The following is an 18,596-nucleotide window of genomic DNA, read 5'->3' as shown; positions in this document are numbered from 1 at the left end:
GACGCCACCGCCCGCCGGGTGCTGCCCCGGTGGGCGGTGGCGGTACGGAGGGGTCAGTGCTCGCCGCCCGGGCGGGCGTTCCGGGGGAGCAGGAAGGCGGCCAGGAAGGCGAGGGCCAGCAGGCCGGCGGTCAGGCCGAAGGTCCAGCCGGCCGCGTGCCGGAAGCCGTCCGAGCCGGCCCAGCCGAAGAACGCGGTGCCGAGCAGCGCGACGCCGATCGAGCCGGCGAGCTGCTGCTGGGCGTTGAGCACTCCGGAGGCCGAGCCGGTCTCGGAGTCCTCGACGCCGGCCAGGGCGATGTCGAAGAACGGCGCCATGATCAGGCCGAGGCCGAAGCCCGTGACGGCCAGCGCGGGGGTCAGCTCCCAGCTGGTCAGGCCGCCGGACCAGTGCTCGACGGAGGCCCAGAGGCCGAGCGTGCCCGCGGCGGCGACGGCCATGCCCGCATGCAGGACGCGCCGGCCGTACCTGGGGGCCAGGAAGCCGCCGGAGAGGATCGCGCCGGCCACGATGCCGAGCGAGAGCGGGATCATGGTGAGGCCGGAGTGCAGCGGGCTCCAGCCGAGGCCGAGTTGCAGGTAGAGGGTGAAGGTCAGCAGCAGGCCGGAGAGCGCGGCGAAGAAGACCAGCCCGGTGGCGAGCGCCGAGGTGAAGGCCCGTTTGGCGAAGAGCGAGGGCTCGATCAGCGGGGTGCCGCCGCGTCGCAGCACCCGGCGCTGGTGGACGGTGAACAGCCGGAGGACCGGCAGCGAGGCGGCCATGGCGAGGTAGGTCCAGAGCGGCCAGCCCAGCTCGCGTCCCTGCACCAGCGGGTAGACCAGCAGCAGGACGGCGGTGCTGAGCACCAGGACGCCGACCGGGTCGAGCCGGCCGGTGCCGGCGGTGCGGGTGGTGCGGTCGGCGGGCAGGACCCTGACGGCGGCGAGCGCCGCGAGCAGGCCGAGCGGCAGGTTGATCAGGAAGACCATCCGCCAGCCGGTGCCGAACAGGTCGGCGTCGGTGAGGTAGCCGCCGAGCGTCGGCCCGAGGACGGAGGAGAGCCCGAGGACGGGGCCGAAGAGGCCGAACGCGGCGCCCATCTCCTTCGGCGGGAACATCGCCTTGATCAGGCCGAGCCCCTGCGGGATCAGCAGGGCGGCGAAGAGGCCCTGGACGGTGCGGGCGGCGATCAGGGTGCCCGGGCCGGCCGAGGCGGCGCAGAGCACCGAGGCGAGCGTGAAGCCGGCCGCGCCGGCGACGAAGAGTTTCTTGCGGCCGAGGAGGTCGCCGAGCCGGCCGCCGGTGATCAGCAGGACGGCGAAGGCGAGTGTGTAGGAGGCGGAGATCCACTGGATCTGCGCGTCGCTGCCGCCGAAGTCGCGCCGGATGGCCGGGGAGGCGACACCGACGATCGTGGTGTCGAGGAGGTCCATCACCTCCGCGGCCAGGATCACGGCGAGGGCGGCCCAGCGCAGGCGGTAGCCGGCCGGTGCGGGCTCGGCCGCCGTGGCGGCCGGGGGAGGGGCGGTCTGACTGGTCATGGGTGGGCTCTCCGGATGGTCGGAGCCGGACGAACCGCGTTCGTCCGAACGAACACTGTTTTCTTGCGACGAACAGTGTTCTCCCATGGAACGGTGTTCGTGTCAAGTAGTGTGGGACCCGTCGCCGACCACGAAGGAGCCCCCCATGACCAGTGCCGCCCCGCGTCCGAGCTGGTCGGCGCACTGGCAGGAGAAGGAGAAGACGGCCTCCAGGCGCCAGCCGCTGAGCCGTGAACGGATCGTCGAGGCCGCTCTGCGGATCGTCGACACCGAGGGCATGGACGCGCTGAGCATGCGCAGGGTCGGCCAGGAGCTCGGCACCGGCGCCGCCAGCCTCTACGCCCACGTCGGCAACAAGGACGAGCTGGTCGAGCTCGTCCTCGACCTGGCCTACTCCGAGATCGCCCTCGAGCAGCCGGACCCGGGCGACTGGCAGGAGCAGGTCAAGCGGCTGATGCGCCGCTCGCGGGACGTGCTGCTCGGCCACCGCGACCTCGCCAAGGCCGCCGTGGTCGCCAACGTCCCGGTGACCCCGCACGCCATGGACGTCGCCGACACCATGCTGGGCATCCTGCGGGCCGGCGGGCTGGACGAGCAGACCGCCGCGTACGGCGTGGACCTGCTCGGCCTGTACACCACCGCGACCACCTTCGAGGCCTCCACCCGGAGCGGCCACACCGAGGCCGACGCCGATGCCTACACCGAGCGGGTGCGCGAGTACTTCAGCACGATCCCGGCCGACCGCTACCCGATGGTCACCTCGATGGCCGCCGCGCTCACCCGCAACGTGGGTGACGAGCGCTTCGAGTTCGGCCTGGACATCCTGGTCGCCGGCCTCGCCCGGCAGGCGGCCCCCCGCGGCTGACCCCGTTGAACGACGGAACCCCGCGGCTGACCCCGGGAACGACGGAACCCCCGCCCGGGCATCGGGCAGGGGTTCGTCGGGGGAGCGGGGCACCCGGGAGCGGGCTCAGCCGGCGTCGGCCGCCGGCGCCGGGCGCTGGCCGCGCTTGTCCAGCGAGGCCAGGTACGCGTTGTACGCCGCCAGCTCGGCGTCACCGTTGCGGTCCTCGGCGCGGTCCCGGCGGCGGGACACCCGCTGTTCGGAGCGCATCCACTGGTAGACCAGCGCGATCAGCACGATCGCCGTCGGGATCTCGCCGAACGCCCAGGTGATGCCGCCGGCCAGCTTCTGGTCCGCCAGGAGGTCCGTCCCGGGCGGCGCGCCGGCCTCGGTGAAGGTGGTCACCAGCGAGTGGCTGGCCATCATCACCGCCACACCGAAGAAGGCGTGGAACGGCATACCCATGAACAGCTCGATGATCCGCATCACGTGGCCGGGGCGGTTCGGGCCCGGGTCCACGCCCATGATCGGCCAGAAGAACGCCAGCCCGGTGGCCAGGAAGTGCACCATCATGAAGATGTGCCCGAGGCGGTACTGCATCAGGAAGTCGAAGAGCGGGGTGAAGTACACCCCGTAGAGGCTCGCGATGAACAGCGGAATGGTGAACGCCGGGTGCGAGATGACCTTGACGTAGGTGCTGTGCAGCAGCGCCACCAGCAGCTCGCGCGGGCCGCGCGGGCGCCCCTTGCCGGCCGGGCGCAGGGCGCGCAGCGCCAGCGTGATCGGCGCGCCGAGCAGCAGCAGGATCGGCGAGAGCATGGAGAGCACCATGTGCTGCATCATGTGCGCGCTGAACAGCACCATGCCGTAGTCGTTCAGCCCGGTGCAGGTGACCAGGATCACCGAGCCGGCACCCGCCACCCAGCCGACGGTCCGGCCGATCGGCCAGCGGTCGCCGCGCCGGTACAGCCGCACCACGCCCGTCCCGTACAGCGCCAGCGCGACCAGGCTGCCGATCAGGAACACCCAGTCGGGCGACCAGGTCATGACGTTGGAGAGGGAGAACGGCCCCAGCTCTGTCATCCCGCCGTGGTGGTGCATGCCTGACATTCCGTCGCCCATGGGCGGGTCCTGCTTTCCCTCGTCGCGGCCCCCTGGTGGGTCCGGTTCGCCCGTTTTGCTTGCGTCTACAGACTAGGCGGGCCTTACCCCGGGGCTTCCCCCGGCCCCCGGCTCCGCGGACGTGGGCGGCCGGGGGGTTCGCCGGCGGGCCCGCCGGAAAGGTTTGCTGCATGGCGATCCTCCACGGCCTCCCGGGCCGGGGCCGAGCCGGGCGGCGGCCCGAGCCGGGCGGCCCCCGTAGCGAAGGGCTCCCTGCCACATGACCGCCGGACGTGTGCGAGTCCTCGCAGCCTTCGTCTCGTTCGGCACGTTCTGGGGTGCCTGGGGCGTGCTCCTCCCCGAGGTGCAGCGCCAGGCCCGGGTCGGCGACGGCGAACTCGGCGTGGCGGTGCTGATGATCGGGTTCGGCGCGCTCTGCTCCATGCGGCTCGCCGGTGCGGTCATCGACCGCTTGGGCCGGCCCGCGGTGACGGGCTGCCTGGTGGCCATGGCGCTGGTCGGGTTCCTGCCGTCGCTGGCGACGTCGGAGTCGACGCTGATCGGCAGCCTGGCGCTGACCGGTGCGGCCTCCGGCGCGATGGACGTCGCCGTCAACGCGTCCGCCGTGGAGGAGGAGGCCCGCACCGGGGCCCTCATGACCGTCGGCCATGCGTGCTTCTCGACCGCGGTGGTGGTCTCCGCTCTGGTTACCGGCGCCCTGCTCGGCGGCGGGCACGGACGGCGCAGCGTGTTCGCCGGGGTGTCCCTCATCACGCTCCTCGTGGCCGTTGTCGTGCACCTCCTCGACCGGGACGCCACGCCGGCGGGGCAGGTCCGGGCCTCCGGGCCCCGGAGGACGGTACGGACCCGCCGCCTGCTGCTGCTCGGAGGGCTCTGCGCCCTCGCCTATCTGGTGGAGAACGCCTGGCAGAGCTGGACGGCCGTGCTCCTGCGCTCGGCCTTCGCCAGCAGCGCCGAGGTCTCCGCCCTCGGCCCCGCCCTGTTCGCCGGGTCTGCGGCCGCCGGCCGGGCCCTGGGGCACGGACTGCTCGCGGGCACGTCACAGCGGGTCGTCCTCACGGCGGGCGCGCTCGTCGCCGCCACCGGCACCTTCGTCGCCGCACTCGCTCCGAGCGCCGCGCTCACCCTGGCGGGCGTGGTGGTCGCCGGCCTGGGGACATCCGTGTGCGCCCCCACCATCCTCTCGCTGGCCGGCGCCGGCGCCGATCGCGCTTCGCGGGCGTCGGCGATCCCGCTGGTGACGACCGTGGGCTACGCCGGCTTCCTGCTGGGCCCGGCCGCCGTCGGGCTCGCGGCATCGGCGACGAGCCTGCGCACCTCCCTGGCCGGGGTGGGAGTCGTCGCCGTCGTCCTGGCCGGCTGCGCCGCCCTGGTCCGCACCGCGGCCTCCGACCGTCCCCGGTCGGAGCCGACGGCGCCCGCGCGTGCCGTGGCGGAGGACGGCGGGGAGACCTCGGCCGGCTCCCGCGGATGAACTCGCAGGCCGCGAAGGGTCCGCCCGTACCCGCAGGACGGTCCGGGTCCGGACGCTCCTTTCTGGTCAGGTGCCGGTGGCCGGGACGAGGGTGTTCTCGTTGGTGCGGCCGGCTTCGTGGTCCTCGATGTTGCGGGCGGTGGCGTCGATGATCTGGCCGACGGCGGTGCGGGTGAAGTAGGCCTGGTGGGAGGTGACCAGGACCTGGGGGAAGGTCATCAGGCGGGCGAGGGTGTCGTCGCTGATGCCTTCGACCGAGCGGTCGTAGAAGAAGACGCCGGTCTCCTCCTCGTAGACGTCGAGGCCGACGCCGGAGAGCCGGCCGGCGCGCAGGGTCTCGACCAGGGCGGCGGTGTCGACGAGGCCGCCGCGGCTGGAGTTGACCAGGATGGCGTCGTCCTTCATGCGGGTCAGCGCGGCGGCGTCGATGAGGTGGTGGGTGGCGGGCAGCAGGGGGACGTGCAGGCTGACGAGGTCGGAGCGGGAGAGCAGCTCTGGCAGTTCGGTGTAGGTCATGCCGAGGGCGGTGCAGGCCGGGTTGGGGGCGATGTCCCAGCCGAGCAGCTCGGTGCCGAAGCCGTGGGCGATCCGGGCGAAGCACTCGCCGATCTTGCCGGTGCCGATCACGCCGACCGTCATCCCGTGGATGTCGCGGCCGAGCAGCCCGTCGAGGCGGAAGTCGAACTCGCGCGAGCGGTTCGCGGCCCGGGTGAGCCGGCGGTTCACGGCCAGGGCCAGGGCCCAGGCGTGTTCGGCGACGGCGAAGGGGCTGTAGTGGGAGACCCGTGCGACGGTGAGGCCGAGTTCGGCGGCGGTCTCCAGGTCGATGTTGTTGAAGCCGGTGGAGCGCTGGGCGATCAGCTCGGTACCGCCTGCCGCGAGGAGGGTGAGGGTGCCGGCGTCGAGGACGTCGTTGACGCTGCTGCTGACGGCCGGGTAGCCGGCGGCCAGTGGGGCGGTGTCGCGGTTGAGGAAGACGCTCAGGCAGCGCAGCTCGTGCCGGCCCGCGAACGCCTGCTCCAGCAGCGGCCGTTCGTCGGCCTGTACGCCGTACGCGAGGATCTCCATCGGCTGGTTCCTTCCCGTGGTCCGACGGTTGTCCGGCGGCGCCCCGCCGGTGGTCCGCTCCACCGGTCACGCTAGCCCGCGGGCGGGGCCGTCGGGCGGGAACGACACCGGCCCCCGAGCGGGTGCTCGGGGGCCGGTGGCAGGGGGCGGGGGAGGGTCAGATGACCGTCTCCGCCTCCAGGTATCGATCCTGCGGCACGGTCTTCAGCTCGGCGACGGCCTCGCCCAGCGGCACCAGGTTGATGTTGGTGCCCTGCAGCGCGGTGATGTGGCCGAAGGCGCCCTTGTGGACGGCCTCCACGGCGTGCCAGCCGAACCGGGTGGCCAGCACCCGGTCGTACGCGGTCGGGGTGCCGCCGCGCTGGGTGTGGCCGAGGATCACCGGGCGGGCCTCCTTGCCGAGCCGGTGCTCCAGCTCGCGGGAGAGCTGGGTGGCGATGCCGGTGAACCGCTCGTGGCCGTAGATGTCCTTGCTGCCCTCTTCCCAGTGCATGGTGCCGGGCTCGGGCTTGGCGCCCTCGGCGCAGACCACGATCGCGAACTTCTTCTGCCGGTCGAAGCGTTCGCGGACGACGGCGGTGAGCTTGTCGATGTGGAAGGGGCGCTCCGGGACGACGATCGCGTGGGCGCCGGCGGCCATGCCCGCGTTGAGTGCGATCCAGCCGGTGTGGCGGCCCATGACCTCGACGACCATGACGCGCTGGTGCGACTCGGCGGTGGTCTTCAGCCGGTCCAGGGCCTCGGTGGCGACCGAGACGGCGGTGTCGAAACCGAAGGTGACGTCGGTGCAGGCGATGTCGTTGTCGATGGTCTTCGGCACGCCGACGATCGGCAGTCCGGCGTCGCTCATCAGCTTGGCGGCCTTGAGGGTGCCCTCGCCGCCGATCGGGATGACGGCGTCCAGGCCGAGGTCCGAGCAGTACCGCTTGGCGCGTTCGACGCCGTCGCGCAGGTGGCTCGGCTGCACCCGGGAGGAGCCGAGGATCGTGCCGCCCTGGGCGAGGATGCCGCTCACCGATTCCAGGGTCAGGGGGCGGTGGACGCCCTCCAGGAAACCGCGCCAGCCGTCCTCGAACCCGATGATCTCGTCGCCGTGGTCGACCACCCCCCGGTGGACCACGGAACGGATCACCGCGTTCAGGCCGGGGCAGTCACCGCCGCTGGTCAGCACTCCAATACGCATTGCTTTGCAACTCCCGAGCAGAACCGAGGAACGGCCGGACTACAGGCTGGGACGACGAACCGTCACCGTAGCGGCCCCGTTCCACGCCGTGATGGCGGGGAGATGACCGTGGGGTGAAGGACCGGCCGATCCGGACAGAACATCCGAAACCGGCCGGGAGTGTCGAGCATACGGCCCCTGCGTCCGGCCGGGCAGGAGCCGACGCGGGAGCGGCGCCGTCGGCGCCCCCGCGCGGAAGTGCAGCCTGCTGCCGAGGAGGGTGTGCAGCCGGCAACCCCATTGTCGTACGTCCGGGCCCGTCCGTGGACCGGGTGACCGCATCGCGGGCACCCGGTCGGAGTGGACCGGCGCACGACAGCGCGTGTTACGCGGGGCGCGATGTGGCCGCGATGCGCTCGGCGCGCAGCGCGTCGTACCAGGTGGTGTCGGCCGGCGGCAGGGCGTTGACGTCCAGCGCCAGCTTGATCAGCATGTCCGCCACGGCGGGGTTGCGGGCCATCACCGGCCCGTGCAGGTAGGTGCCGAAGACGGTGTCCCGCCAGGCGCCCTCGGTGCCGTCCCCGGTGCCGTTGCCCCGGCCCGCGGTGACGGTGGCCAGCGGCTGGACGCCCTGGCCGAGGTGGGTGACGCCCTGGTGGTTCTCGAAGCCGGTCAGCTGCGGCAGGCCGAGGCGCGGGTCGACGTCGGCCAGCACGTCGCCGACGCAGCGGGCGCCCTCGCCGCGGGTGGTCCAGACGTCGAGCAGGCCGAGGCCCGGCTCGCGCTCGCCGAGGTCGTTGACGAACTCGTGGCCGAGGATCTGGTAGCCGGCGCAGACGGCGAAGATGATCGCGCCGTTCTCGGCGGCCCGGACGAGGCCGCTGTCGTTGCGCAGCCGCTCCGCGGCGAGCCGCTGCGGCCGGTCCTCGCCGCCGCCGATCAGGTAGATGTCCCCGCTGGTGGGCACCGCCTGGTCGGAGCGGACGTCGATCCGGGTCACGTTGAGATGGCGCTGGCGGGCCCGGCGCTCCACGACCAGGGCGTTGCCCCGGTCGCCGTAGGTGCTGAGCAGGTCCGGGTAGACCCAGACCACGCGCAGGCTGCTCTCACTCATCCTCGAAGGCCTTCCGTCACGCAAACTCGATGGGGCTGCTGGGCCGGCATCAGCCGGCCACGACCTTCCGCAGCTGCTGGAAGGCGGTGTAGTTGGCGATCGCCTCGATCCGGCCGGGCGGGGCCATCCGGACGGCCTGCTCCAGCGAGTCCACCACGTGGAACTGCAGCCCGGCGACCTCCAGGCGGACGGCCAGGTCCAGCTTGCGCTGGCCCATCACGAAGACGGGGTGGCCGGCGAGGCGCTCGTAGTCGACGTCCCAGAGCCAGGAGGTGTCGGTGCCGTCGGCGTCGAGCGCGTTGACGGAGAGGATGACCGGTGTGGGCGGGCCGTCGATCAGCGAGAAAGTCTCCAGCCAGCCGGCCGGGTTCTTGGCCAGCAGCAGCCTTATGTCGCGGCCCTGGTACTGGACGACGTCGTAGCGGCCGGCCACGGCCGTCACCGACTGCATCCGCTCCAGCGCGACCTGCGGGGAGACGCCGAAGACGGCGGCCACGGCGGCGGAGCTGGTGGCGTTGGCCAGGTTGGCCCGGCCGGGGAGCTGGAGCCGGATGGGCCAGGCGCCGCGCTGCGGGTCGATCACGTGGGTGCCCTGGAGTGCCCAGTGCGGGTTGGGGCGGCGGAAGCCGCACTCCTGGCAGAACCAATCCTCGCCGGGGCGCTGCATCACGCCGCCGCAGGCGGGGCAGGACCAGGCGTCTTCCTTCCAGGCCTGCCCGGCAGCCACCCAGACCACCTTCTTGCAGGAGGAGGCGGCCCAGGTCACCAGCGGGTCGTCGGCGTTGGCGATGACCACGGCCTCGGTGTCCTGGAGGCCCTCGCGCCACTTCTCGGCCATCATCCGGGTCTCGGCGGCGCGGTCGAGCTGGTCGCGGGAGAGGTTGAGCAGGGCGATCGCCTTCGGGTGGGTGTCGCGGGCGACCCCGGCCAGGTACTTCTCGTCCACCTCGATGACGCCGAAGCGGGCCTCCGAGCCGCCGGCCAGGGCGGAGGTGATGCCGGCCGGCATGTTGGCGCCCAGGGCGTTCGAGACCACCGGGCCGGCGGCGCGCAGCGCCTCGGCGATCAGCCGGGTGGTCGTGGTCTTGCCGTTGGTGGCGCTGACCAGCACCACGTCCAGGTGGTCGGCGAGAGTGGCGAGCAGATCGGGGTCGAGCTTGAGGGCGATCTTGCCGCCGATCACCGAGCCGCTGCCTCGGCCCGCCTTCTGGGACAGGGCGGCGGCCACCTTGCCGGCCGTGACCGCGATCTTGGCGCGGGCGGGCAGCGAGGCGTCGCGTGCGCCTGTGGGCTCCGATTCGGTGCCTGCCATGCTCAGTGGTTCCTCCTTGCTGCGGCACCGCCCGGGGCCGGATAACGGGCCGTCGGGCGGCGGGGACGGGGCCAGCCTACCGACTCCGCCGCCCGGCTCGACGATCCGGACCCCACGCCGCCAGCTGCGACGGCCCCGGCGGCCCGGCCCGCGGGCCCCTGACGTTCCGTCAGAAAAGGCGGTGTACGGACGGGCCTTCCGCTGCTGGGGACGCCGTTCCGGGCCCCGGCGGTTCCCGGCGGGCGGGAGCGCGACCGGGCCGGACGGCGGGGTCGCCGTCCGGCCCGGGGTGCACCGTGAGGATGTGGTGAAGAAACGATCACCTGCCCGGCCGGGTCGGCCAGGGGACGGGGAGCTCCTCGGCCGCCTCGGCCAGGTGGGCCGTGATCACCAGGGTGCCCTCCTCGACCTGGTAGTCCAGCGGGGCTGCCAGCTTGCGCATGGTGGCGATCAGCCCGGTGTTGGAGGACTGCGTGACGGCGTACACCGTCTCCACATCGGCCTCCAGGGCCAGCGCCGACATCCGCCGCATCAGGTCCAGTCCCAGCCCGCGCCGCTGCCAGGCGTCCTCGACCAGCACCGCGACCTCGGCGCTGCCGTCGTCCCACATCAGGTGCCCGAGGGCGACGATCCGCCCGTCGGTGGCCTCCACCGCCAGCGTCTGGCCGTGCCGGGCGTTCAGCAGGTGGTCCAGGTAGCGGTCGGCGTCCCGGACCGGGCCGTGGTAGCGCTTGCGCAGGGTGTCGGGGGAGCAGCGGTGGTGCATGGCCAGCGCCGCGGCCTTGTCGCCGGCGTCCGCGCGCCGCACGGTCAGGTCGGCCCCGGCGGGCTGGGCCAGCCTGGCCCGGACGTCCGGCACCCGGGGGCCGAGCAGGGTGTCCAGCTCGACCAGGGCCTGCGCCCGGGCGAACTCGGTCGGGGTGAACGGCAGGTGCGGGCGGCTGAGCTCGATCAGGTCGCCGGACGGCACCGGCAGCCGCATCACATGCCCGTCCACCCCGGTGCCGCCGCGCCCGGCCGCGCCCGGGTACTGCCGGATGGTGCACTGCCCGAAGAGCTGGCGCAGGGCGATCGGCAGCTCGGCGGCGTCCAGCGCGGTGCGGGTCGCCAGCGCCAGCACGTGGGTGGGCACGTCCACCAGGTCGTGCGCGTCGGCCGGGGCGCTCCAGATGTCGTGCCCGCCGGCCGCCGCCACCAGTGCGGCCAGGTCGGCCCGGGTCAGTGCCTGGGGCGCGCGGACGAAGAACTCGTCCACGGTGCCGCTGGGCAGCGGGTGCGACTGCATCGAGACGATGTTGACCTGCCGCTCCGCGAAGGCCGTGCAGACCCGGGCCAGGCTGCCGGGGGAGTCCTGCACGGTGGTGCGCACCCGCCAGAGCGTGGTCTGCTCGAAGTCGTGCAGCGGCCCCTTCAGCGGCTCCTTCGCGGCAGCCGGCGCCCCGGCTGCGGCCGGGGGTGCGGGCGCGTCCGGGGCCGGCGGCCCGTGCAACTGGTGGCGGTGCGACCACCAGGTGTGGAAGAGCGCCGTGGCCACCAGGGCGACCGCGGAGGCGGCCAGCACCACCGGGCCGTCCGGGCCGTGCACCACGAGCTTGGCCACCAGGTCGGCCGCGGTCACCGAGAGGAAGACCGCGGCGAGCTCCACGGTGTCGCGGCGCCAGCGAGGGGTTCTGGTGTCGCGCCGCTGGGCACGGGAGGGGTTCGGCGTCGAGGTGGCGGTCGGTCCGGTCGTCGTCAGCTGCTCCGTGTGCTCCATGCCATCAATCTGCCGCCCCGGTGTTTCACGATCACGAATCCCCCGTGACCTGTCGGTTAATGTCGGTGACTCGCCGGCTCGCGGCCCGCGTCAGAGCAGCTCGCGGGCGGCGGCCTTCACCTCGCTGAGCAGCAGTTCGAGGTCCGCCTCGGTGGTGTCCGCGTTGAGCAGGCAGGCGCGGAGCATCTCGCGGCCGCCGAGCCGGGCGCCGGTGACGAAGACCCGGCCGCGCCGCTGGACCGCCACCGGCAGCTCCCGGTTGACGGCGTCGAGGGCGGCCTCGTCCAGCCCGGGGGCGCGGTGGCGGAACGCCACGATCGATGTCTGCACCTCGGCCAGCAGCTCCAACTCACCTTCCTTCTCGACGAGTTCGCCGAGATGGCGGGCCAGGGCGGTGCACCGGGCGATGTCCCGGGAGAGACCGTCGCGACCTCGGTGGGCGATGGTGGCCCACACCTTGAGAGCGCGGAACGGGCGGGTCTGCTCGGAGCCGTACTCGGAGAACCAGCCGAGCGCGCCGGCCGCCTCGTCGCGCAGGTAGGAGGGCACGAGGCTGAAGGCGGAGCGCAACTCCTCGGTGTCGCGGACGAGTGCGCAGCCGCAGTCGACCGGCACGCCGAGCCACTTGTGCGGGTCGAGGGCGAGCGAGTCGGCCCGCTCCAGCCCGGCATAGCGGTGGGCGATCGCCGGGTCCAGCGCGCCGAAGGCCCCGTACGCGCCGTCCACGTGCAGCCACAGGCGCTGCTCGGCGCAGAGGTCGGCGATCGGGTGGAAGGCGTCCACCGCCCCGGTGCCGACCGTGCCGGCCGAGGCGACCACCAGGAACGGCAGCAGCCCGGCGGCCCGGTCGCGCCCGATCGCGGCGCGCAGCTCGGCGACGTCGAGCAGCCCGTCCGGGCCGGTGGCCACGGCGCGCAGGTGCCTGCTGCCCAGACCCAGCAGCTCGGCGGCCTTGCGGACGCAGGAGTGGGTCTCCCCGGTGACGTAGCCGACCAGCGGCGGCATCCCGGCGAGGCCGTCCTCGCGGACGTCCCACCCGGCCGCGCGGGCGGCGCGGTTACGGGCGGCAGCCAGGCAGACGATGGTCGCCATCGAGGTGCCGGAGGTCAGCAGCCCGCCGCCGGCCGGGTGCGGGAACCCCACCAGCTCGGCGATCCAGCGGACCACCGCCCGCTCCAGGTGGACGTCGGCGTGGTCGCCGCCGGCCGAGCTGGGGTTCATCGCGGAGGCGGCGAGGGTGGCCAGCACCCCGGCCGGGGCCGGGGCGGAGTTCACCCAGCCGAAGAAGCGCGGGTTGCCGTTGCCCATCGGGTACGGCAGGACGTCGCGCCCGATGGCGGACAGCAGCTCGGTGAGCGGGCGGCCGTCGGTCGGCAGCGGCGCGTCCAGCAGGGCCTGCCGGGCGTCGTCGTCCATCGGCTGCCAGACCGGGCGGGCGGGCAGCTCGGCGAGGTAGTCGCTGACGAGGTCGGCGGCGGAGTGCGCGGCGGCGCGGAAGTCCTCTGAGGTCACGGGGTGCTCCAGCGGGTGGGGGAGGCCTCGTGGCGCGGCGTCCTCGGCGCACCTGATCGGGCCCGATCCTACGGAAGGGGGCCCGCACCGTGCGGTGCGGGCCCCCTTCGTGCGGCGCGGGTGCTCAGTCGAGCGAGGCGGAGAGCCCGCCCGCGGAGCGGCAGTAGCCCTGCATCTCCTTGTCGGTGATCTTGGCGCAGAGCCGGCCGGCCGCGCCGCCGTCCGTGTAGTTGACCGTGTAGTAGCTGACCAGGCCCTCGGCACAGGCCTTGCGCTGCCAGCCGTCCGCGGCGGTGGCGCACTGCTGGGCGGCCCAGTCCTCGCGGTCCAGGTTGTACTTCATGGTCCGCGAGCCGACGCCCCGGCTGCAGTCCACGGCCCCGCCGGAGGCCTTGCCGTTGAGGCACCACTTCAGCGCCTCGCCGTACACCTCGGGGTGGTTCGGGTAGTCGTGCGAGGAGAGGTAGAAGGTCGGCGCGTAGAAGTAGCAGGCGGACTGGAACAGCGACGGCTGGTCCTTGCACGGGTACAGCGGGTCCTGGGCGAGCTTGTCGGCGGGCAGGTTCGCCTTCGCCTTCTCGTCCTCCTCGTCCGGCCCGAACAGCTGCATGAACAGGCCTTCGGAGCAGCGGATCCGGTTCTGGTCGGTGGTGAACTTGTTGCACAGGTCCCGGGCCTTGGCCACGTCCTGCTTGGCGACGAACATCGTGCCGTGGCCGACGCCGTGGATGCAGGGCCCGCTGTTCTTGGGCGCGCAGAGCTTCAGCAGGTCCACCTCGGGCTGGGCGGAGGCGTTCAGCATCTCCTCCACCGCGCCGTGCAGATAGCCGGCCGCGCAGGTCTCGTGCGGGAAGGAGATGACCTTCTGGAAGTCCGTGTTGTACCGCTTGACCGCCTGGTGCCCGAGCTCGTGCGCGATCGGGTGGCAGAACCGGACGGTGTACGGCTGGGCCTTGGTGATCTTGTCCAGGTCGGCCAGCGCGACGCCGGGGTCGGTGGCCTCCATCTCGGCCATCAGCTTGTTCCGCAGCGTCGAACGCGTCCAGACCGCCGGGTCGCCGGTCGGGGTGGCCGTCGCCCCGGCCTGCTGCGCGCCGGAGGGCGGTGCACCCGAGCCCCCCGCCCCGGCCGTGCCGGGGGTGGCCGACCCGGCCGCCGAGGTGCCGGCGGCGGGCGTCCAGTCGGTGACGGCCAGCGACCCCAGGCCCAGGACCCCCAGCAGGAGGGCGGTGAGAATCGCGAATGCTCGCGGTTGCATGACGGAGATCCCCCGGCGGATCGAGACGGACGGTTCGCTCCCCATCCTGACGGCACGGCGCTGCGAAGCCGTGTTTTCAGCCGCCATTCGGGAGGTGTCGGCGACGCTATCGCACGTCGTACCCGGTCAACGAAGCGGGATGGCCGGGGGTCACCACCCGGACGGCGCAGCCGCGGACGGGGCCCGCGCCGTGCCGTCCCGGTGGTGACGGTGGCTCAGAGTTCCAGCGAGACCTTGTACTCCGTCAGCCAGGTGTTGAGGTCCAGCGCCAGGTCGGCCCCGAGCCGGACGGACTGCGGGTCGGTCTCCGGGGCGAGCGCGTCGGCGAGCGCCCGGCGGTCGAGCAGTCCCAGGACGGGGGCTTTCGGGTCGGTCGCCAGCTCGGCGAGCTCGGCCCGCAGCAGCGCCGGGTAGCGCGGGTCCTGGACGACGGGGTACGGGCTCTTCAGCCGGTCGGCGATCGCGTCCGGCAGCACGTCCCGGACGGCGGCGCGCAGCAGGCTTTTCTCCCGGCCGTCGAAGGACTTCATCGCCCAGGGCGTGTTGAAGACGTACTGGACCAGCCGGTGGTCGCAGAACGGCACCCGGACCTCCAGGCCGTTGGCCATGCTCATCCGGTCCTTGCGGTCCAGCAGGATGCAGACGAAGCGGGTGAGGTTGAGGTACGAGATCTCCCGCATCCGCCGCTCCACCGGGTCGGCCTCCGGCAGGTGCGGGACTTCGGTCAGTGCCTCGCGGTACCGGGCCCGCCGGTACTCGTGCACGTCGAGCTTGCCGATCAGCCCGCGGTCCAGCAGCTGCTCGCGCGGCCCGGTGCCCGTCCCGCCGAGCCGGGTCACCGCGCCCGCCCACGGGAAGTCGTCGGCGGCGACCAGCCGCGGGTCGTGGAACCAGCGGTAGCCGCCGAACAGCTCGTCCGCGGACTCGCCCGAGAGCGCCACGGTGGAGTGCCTGCGCACGCCGCGGAAGAGCAGCAGCAGCGAGATGTCCATGTCGCCGAAGCCGCCCGGCATGTCCCGGGCGCGCAGCACGGCGGCGCGCTGGGCCGGGTCGGTGAGCTCGGCGCTGTCCAGCTCGATGACGCTGTGGTCGGCGCCCACGTGCCGGGCCAGCAGCCGGGCGTACGGGCCGTCCGGGGTGGACCGGACCTCGTCGGCCCGGAAGTGCTCGCTCTGGCCGGTGAAGTCGACCGCGAAGGAGCGCACCGCGCCGGCGCCGGCGGCGCGCAGGGCCCTGGCGGCCAGGGCGGTGACGGCGCTGGAGTCGAGGCCGCCGGAGAGCAGCGAGCAGAGCGGTACGTCCGCCTCCAGCTGGCGGTGGACGATGTCGTCGAGCAGGGCCCGGACGGTGGCCACCGTGGTGTCCAGGTCGTGGGTGTGCTCGCGGGCCTCCAGCGCCCAGTAGCGGCGGACCGAGACGCCCTCGCGGCGGACCCTGACCACGTGGCCGGGCCGCACCTCCACGATGCCCCGGTAGACCGAGCGGCCGGGGGTCTTGGTGACGGCGAACATCTCGCGCAGCCCGTCGAGGTCGACCACCGGCCGGACGTCGGGGTGGGCGAGCACGGCCTTCACCTCGGAGCCGAAGATCACGCCGTGCGGGGTGGGGCAGTAGTGCAGTGGCTTGACGCCCATCCGGTCCCGGACCAGCAGCAACTCCTCGAGGCGGGCGTCCCAGATCGCGAAGGCGAACATGCCGTTCAGCCGCTCGGCCAGGCCCTCGCCCCACTCCAGGTAGGCGTGCAGCACCACCTCGGTGTCGCTGCGGGTGCGGAAGCGGTGGCCGGCGGCGGTCAGCTCGGCCCGCAGCTCCCGGTGGTTGTACACCTCCCCGCTGTAGGTGAGGGCGGCCAGCACCCGGCCGTCGTGCTCGACCGTCATGGGCTGGGTACCTCCCTCGACGTCGATGACGGCGAGGCGGCGGTGGCCGAGCGCGGCGTGCCGCTCCAGGTGGACCCCGCCGGCGTCCGGGCCGCGGCAGAGCTGGGTGGCCGTCATCGCGTCGAGCACTGGACGTTCGGTGGTGAGGTCGCGGTCGAAGGCGACCCATCCGGTGATCCCGCACATCAGCAAGCCTCCGGTCTTCCGACACGTATCTCCGATGCGTGTGCGGAGAGTCACGCTACGTGGCGATCCGGTGCCGCTACAAGGGTGTGTCGACAAGGTGACGAATACATGCTGCGGCTTCCGGGGGGCGCCGGTCGGGTGTCCGGCGGTGTTCCTTGCGCCGAAAGTCTCAAGATCTGCCCGAATTCGGGCAGGATCTTTGATCTCTCCGGTCGGCCCGGCCTAGAGTCCTCACTCGTGTCCAGCTCACCCGGCGCCTCGCACCCTCACGAAGACCTGCTCGCCCACCTCACCCGGACCAGCCCGCTCGGGCCCCGCGAGGCGGCGCGGGTGGTGGCGGAGGTCCTGGCGTACTTCTCCGAGACGACCGAGGAGTACGTCCGCCGCCGCCACGGCGAGCTCCAGGCACGCGGCCTGACCAACGAGCGGATCTTCGCCCGGCTCGCGGAGGAACTGCCCGCCCGGCGGGTCGCGGCGCCCGGGCTCTCGGCCCGGCAGCTGCGCCGGATCGTCTACGGCTGAGCGCCGCCCCCCTTGTCTCACGAAGGAGTCATCCCCATGTGCGGAATCGTGGCCTACATCGGCCCCAAGGACGCGACCCCCTTCCTGCTGGAGGGCCTGGCCCGGCTGGAGTACCGCGGCTACGACTCGGCCGGCGTGGCCGTCACCGGCCGCACCGGCGGCCTCAAGGTCCGCAAGGTCAAGGGCCGGGTCGCCGACCTCGCCGCCGCCGTGCCGGCCCGGTTCAAGGGCGCCACCGGCATCGGCCACACCCGCTGGGCCACCCACGGCGTGCCCAGCGACGCCAACGCCCACCCGCACCTGGACAACGCCGAGCGCATCGCCGTCGTCCACAACGGCATCATCGAGAACGCCGACGAGCTGCGCGCCCGGCTCACCGCCGACGGCGCCGTCTTCCGCTCCGAGACCGACACCGAGGTGCTCGCCCACCTGATCGCCGCGCACGCGGCCGAGGGCGCCGAGCTGGAGGACGCCGTGCGCGCCGCGCTCGGCAAGGTGGTCGGCACCTACGGCATCGCCGTGCTCGACGCCGAGCAGCCCGACCGGATCGTGGTCGCCCGCAACGGCAGCCCGATCGTGCTCGGCATCGGCGAGAAGGAGATGTTCGCCGCCTCCGACGTCTCCGCGCTCGTCCGCTACACCCGCCAGGTCGTCCACCTGGAGGACGGCGAGCTGGCCACCGTCCGGGCCGACGGCTTCCGCACCTTCACCGAGGACGCCCGCACCACCCACCGCCAGCCGTCCACCGTGGACTGGGAGATCGACTCCTACGACACCGGCGGCTACGAGCACTTCCTGCTCAAGGAGATCCACGAGCAGCCCGGCTCCGTCGAGCGCACCCTCAGCGGCCGGCTCGACGAGCGGTTCGCCACCGCCCACCTCGGCGGCCTCAACCTGGACGCCCGCGAGCTGCGCGAGATCCGCCGGGTCAAGATCCTCGGCTGCGGCTCCGCCTACTACGCCGGCGAGATGGGCGCCCAGCTGATCGAGGAGCTGGCCCGCATCCCCGCCCACAGCGAGCCCGCCTCCGAGTTCCGCTACCGCAACCCGGTGATCGAGGCGGACACCCTGTACGTCGCGGTCAGCCAGTCCGGCGAGACCTACGACACCCTGGCCGCCGTCCAGGAGATCAAGCGCAAGGGCGGCCGGGTCCTCGGCGTCGTCAACACCGTCGGCAGCGCCATCGCCCGCGAGTGCGACGGCGGCATCTACCTGCACGCCGGGCCGGAGATCTCGGTCGCCTCCACCAAGGCGTTCACCTCCACGGTCGTGGCATTCGCCCTGCTCGCCCTGCACTTCGGCCGCATCCACGACCTCTCGCCCGCCGACGGCCGCCGCATCGTGGCCGGCCTCAAGGCGCTGCCGGACCAGATCCGGGAGATCCTCGCGCAGAGCGACGACATCGCCGGACTCGCCGCCGAGTACGCCGAGTCCGAGGGCGTGATGTTCATCGGCCGGGTCCGCGGCTTCCCGGTGGCCCGCGAGGGCGCGCAGAAGCTCAAGGAGATCTCCTACGTCCACGCCGAGGCCTACCCCGCCAGCGAGCTGAAGCACGGCCCGCTCGCGCTGATCAGCCCCGAGCTGCCGACCGTCGCCCTGGTGCCGGACGACGAGCTGCTGGACAAGAACCTCACCACCCTCGGCGAGATCAAGGCCCGCTCCGGCCGCGTGGTGGCCGTCGCGCACCGCCGCCCCGAGGCCAAGCTCGCGGACCACTGCATCCTGGTGCCCAAGAACGAGCCCGAGCTGGACCCGCTGCTCCTCAACATCCCGCTCCAGCTGCTCGCCTACCACGCCGCGGTGGCGCTCAAGCGGGACGTCGACAAGCCGCGCAACCTGGCCAAGAGCGTGACCGTCGAGTAGACC

The 18,596-nt window shown here is 73.1% G+C and carries 14 protein-coding genes; 4 read left to right on the top strand and 10 right to left on the bottom strand.

Annotation, left to right across the window (positions count from 1 at the left end; genetic code table 11):
- Positions 1-53: 53 nt before the first annotated feature.
- Positions 54-1,520: an MFS transporter gene (locus OG286_RS06620; protein ID WP_396322436.1), complete on the bottom strand. Its 1,467-nt coding sequence runs from the start codon at positions 1,518-1,520 to the stop codon at positions 54-56.
- A gap of 145 nt (positions 1,521-1,665) precedes the next feature.
- Between OG286_RS06620 and OG286_RS06615 the strand changes: the two genes are divergently transcribed.
- Complete coding sequence (locus OG286_RS06615; RefSeq protein ID WP_396322435.1) at positions 1,666-2,385, top strand: TetR/AcrR family transcriptional regulator; 720 nt, start codon at positions 1,666-1,668, stop codon at positions 2,383-2,385.
- A 105-nt stretch (positions 2,386-2,490) separates the two neighbouring features.
- Here OG286_RS06615 and OG286_RS06610 read toward each other — a convergent pair whose 3' ends face one another.
- Complete coding sequence (locus tag OG286_RS06610; RefSeq protein ID WP_405366037.1) at positions 2,491-3,465, bottom strand: cytochrome c oxidase assembly protein; 975 nt, start codon at positions 3,463-3,465, stop codon at positions 2,491-2,493.
- A gap of 295 nt (positions 3,466-3,760) precedes the next feature.
- Here OG286_RS06610 and OG286_RS06605 point away from each other — a divergent pair, with 295 nt between their 5' ends.
- The gene (locus tag OG286_RS06605; RefSeq protein WP_405364878.1) at positions 3,761-4,960 is read left to right on the top strand and encodes an MFS transporter; all 1,200 of its coding nucleotides are present in this window, start codon (positions 3,761-3,763) and stop codon (positions 4,958-4,960) included.
- A 66-nt stretch (positions 4,961-5,026) separates the two neighbouring features.
- Here OG286_RS06605 and OG286_RS06600 read toward each other — a convergent pair whose 3' ends face one another.
- The 8 genes from OG286_RS06600 to asnB all read right to left on the bottom strand — a co-directional run bounded on the left by OG286_RS06600 (position 5,027) and on the right by asnB (position 16,208).
- Entirely contained in the window at positions 5,027-6,028 is a 1,002-nt protein-coding gene (locus OG286_RS06600) for a 2-hydroxyacid dehydrogenase (protein WP_396322433.1), read from the bottom strand.
- 157 nt (positions 6,029-6,185) lie between these two features.
- Complete coding sequence (locus OG286_RS06595; protein WP_396322432.1) at positions 6,186-7,211, bottom strand: 6-phosphofructokinase; 1,026 nt, start codon at positions 7,209-7,211, stop codon at positions 6,186-6,188.
- A 364-nt stretch (positions 7,212-7,575) separates the two neighbouring features.
- Positions 7,576-8,304, bottom strand: a complete 729-nt coding sequence (locus OG286_RS06590) for a type 1 glutamine amidotransferase (protein WP_396322431.1) — start codon at positions 8,302-8,304, stop codon at positions 7,576-7,578.
- Between the two features lie 49 nt (positions 8,305-8,353).
- On the bottom strand, positions 8,354-9,616 hold the full coding sequence (locus OG286_RS06585; RefSeq protein WP_396322430.1) for a MurT ligase domain-containing protein: 1,263 nt from the start codon (positions 9,614-9,616) through the stop codon (positions 8,354-8,356).
- A 319-nt stretch (positions 9,617-9,935) separates the two neighbouring features.
- On the bottom strand, positions 9,936-11,372 hold the full coding sequence (locus OG286_RS06580; RefSeq protein WP_405362728.1) for a GNAT family N-acetyltransferase: 1,437 nt from the start codon (positions 11,370-11,372) through the stop codon (positions 9,936-9,938).
- 90 nt (positions 11,373-11,462) lie between these two features.
- Complete coding sequence (locus OG286_RS06575; RefSeq protein ID WP_405362730.1) at positions 11,463-12,884, bottom strand: pyridoxal phosphate-dependent decarboxylase family protein; 1,422 nt, start codon at positions 12,882-12,884, stop codon at positions 11,463-11,465.
- Between the two features lie 124 nt (positions 12,885-13,008).
- Positions 13,009-14,142: a hypothetical protein gene (locus OG286_RS06570; protein ID WP_405364876.1), complete on the bottom strand. Its 1,134-nt coding sequence runs from the start codon at positions 14,140-14,142 to the stop codon at positions 13,009-13,011.
- A gap of 215 nt (positions 14,143-14,357) precedes the next feature.
- Positions 14,358-16,208, bottom strand: a complete 1,851-nt coding sequence (gene asnB, locus OG286_RS06565) for an asparagine synthase (glutamine-hydrolyzing) (RefSeq protein WP_396322426.1) — start codon at positions 16,206-16,208, stop codon at positions 14,358-14,360.
- A 237-nt stretch (positions 16,209-16,445) separates the two neighbouring features.
- Here asnB and OG286_RS06560 point away from each other — a divergent pair, with 237 nt between their 5' ends.
- Together OG286_RS06560 and glmS are read left to right on the top strand one after the other, a co-directional pair.
- Positions 16,446-16,730, top strand: a complete 285-nt coding sequence (locus OG286_RS06560; protein WP_396322425.1) for a hypothetical protein — start codon at positions 16,446-16,448, stop codon at positions 16,728-16,730.
- A 36-nt stretch (positions 16,731-16,766) separates the two neighbouring features.
- Positions 16,767-18,593, top strand: coding sequence for a glutamine--fructose-6-phosphate transaminase (isomerizing) (gene glmS, locus OG286_RS06555; RefSeq protein WP_396322424.1), 1,827 nt, complete (start codon positions 16,767-16,769; stop codon positions 18,591-18,593).
- The last annotated feature ends 3 nt before the right edge of the window (positions 18,594-18,596 follow it).

The organism is Kitasatospora sp. NBC_00039, from assembly GCF_045160625.1.
Lineage (GTDB): Bacteria > Actinomycetota > Actinomycetes > Streptomycetales > Streptomycetaceae > Kitasatospora.
Note: the sequence above shows the minus strand (reverse complement) of the source record. Positions and strands in the feature narration are given on the sequence as shown.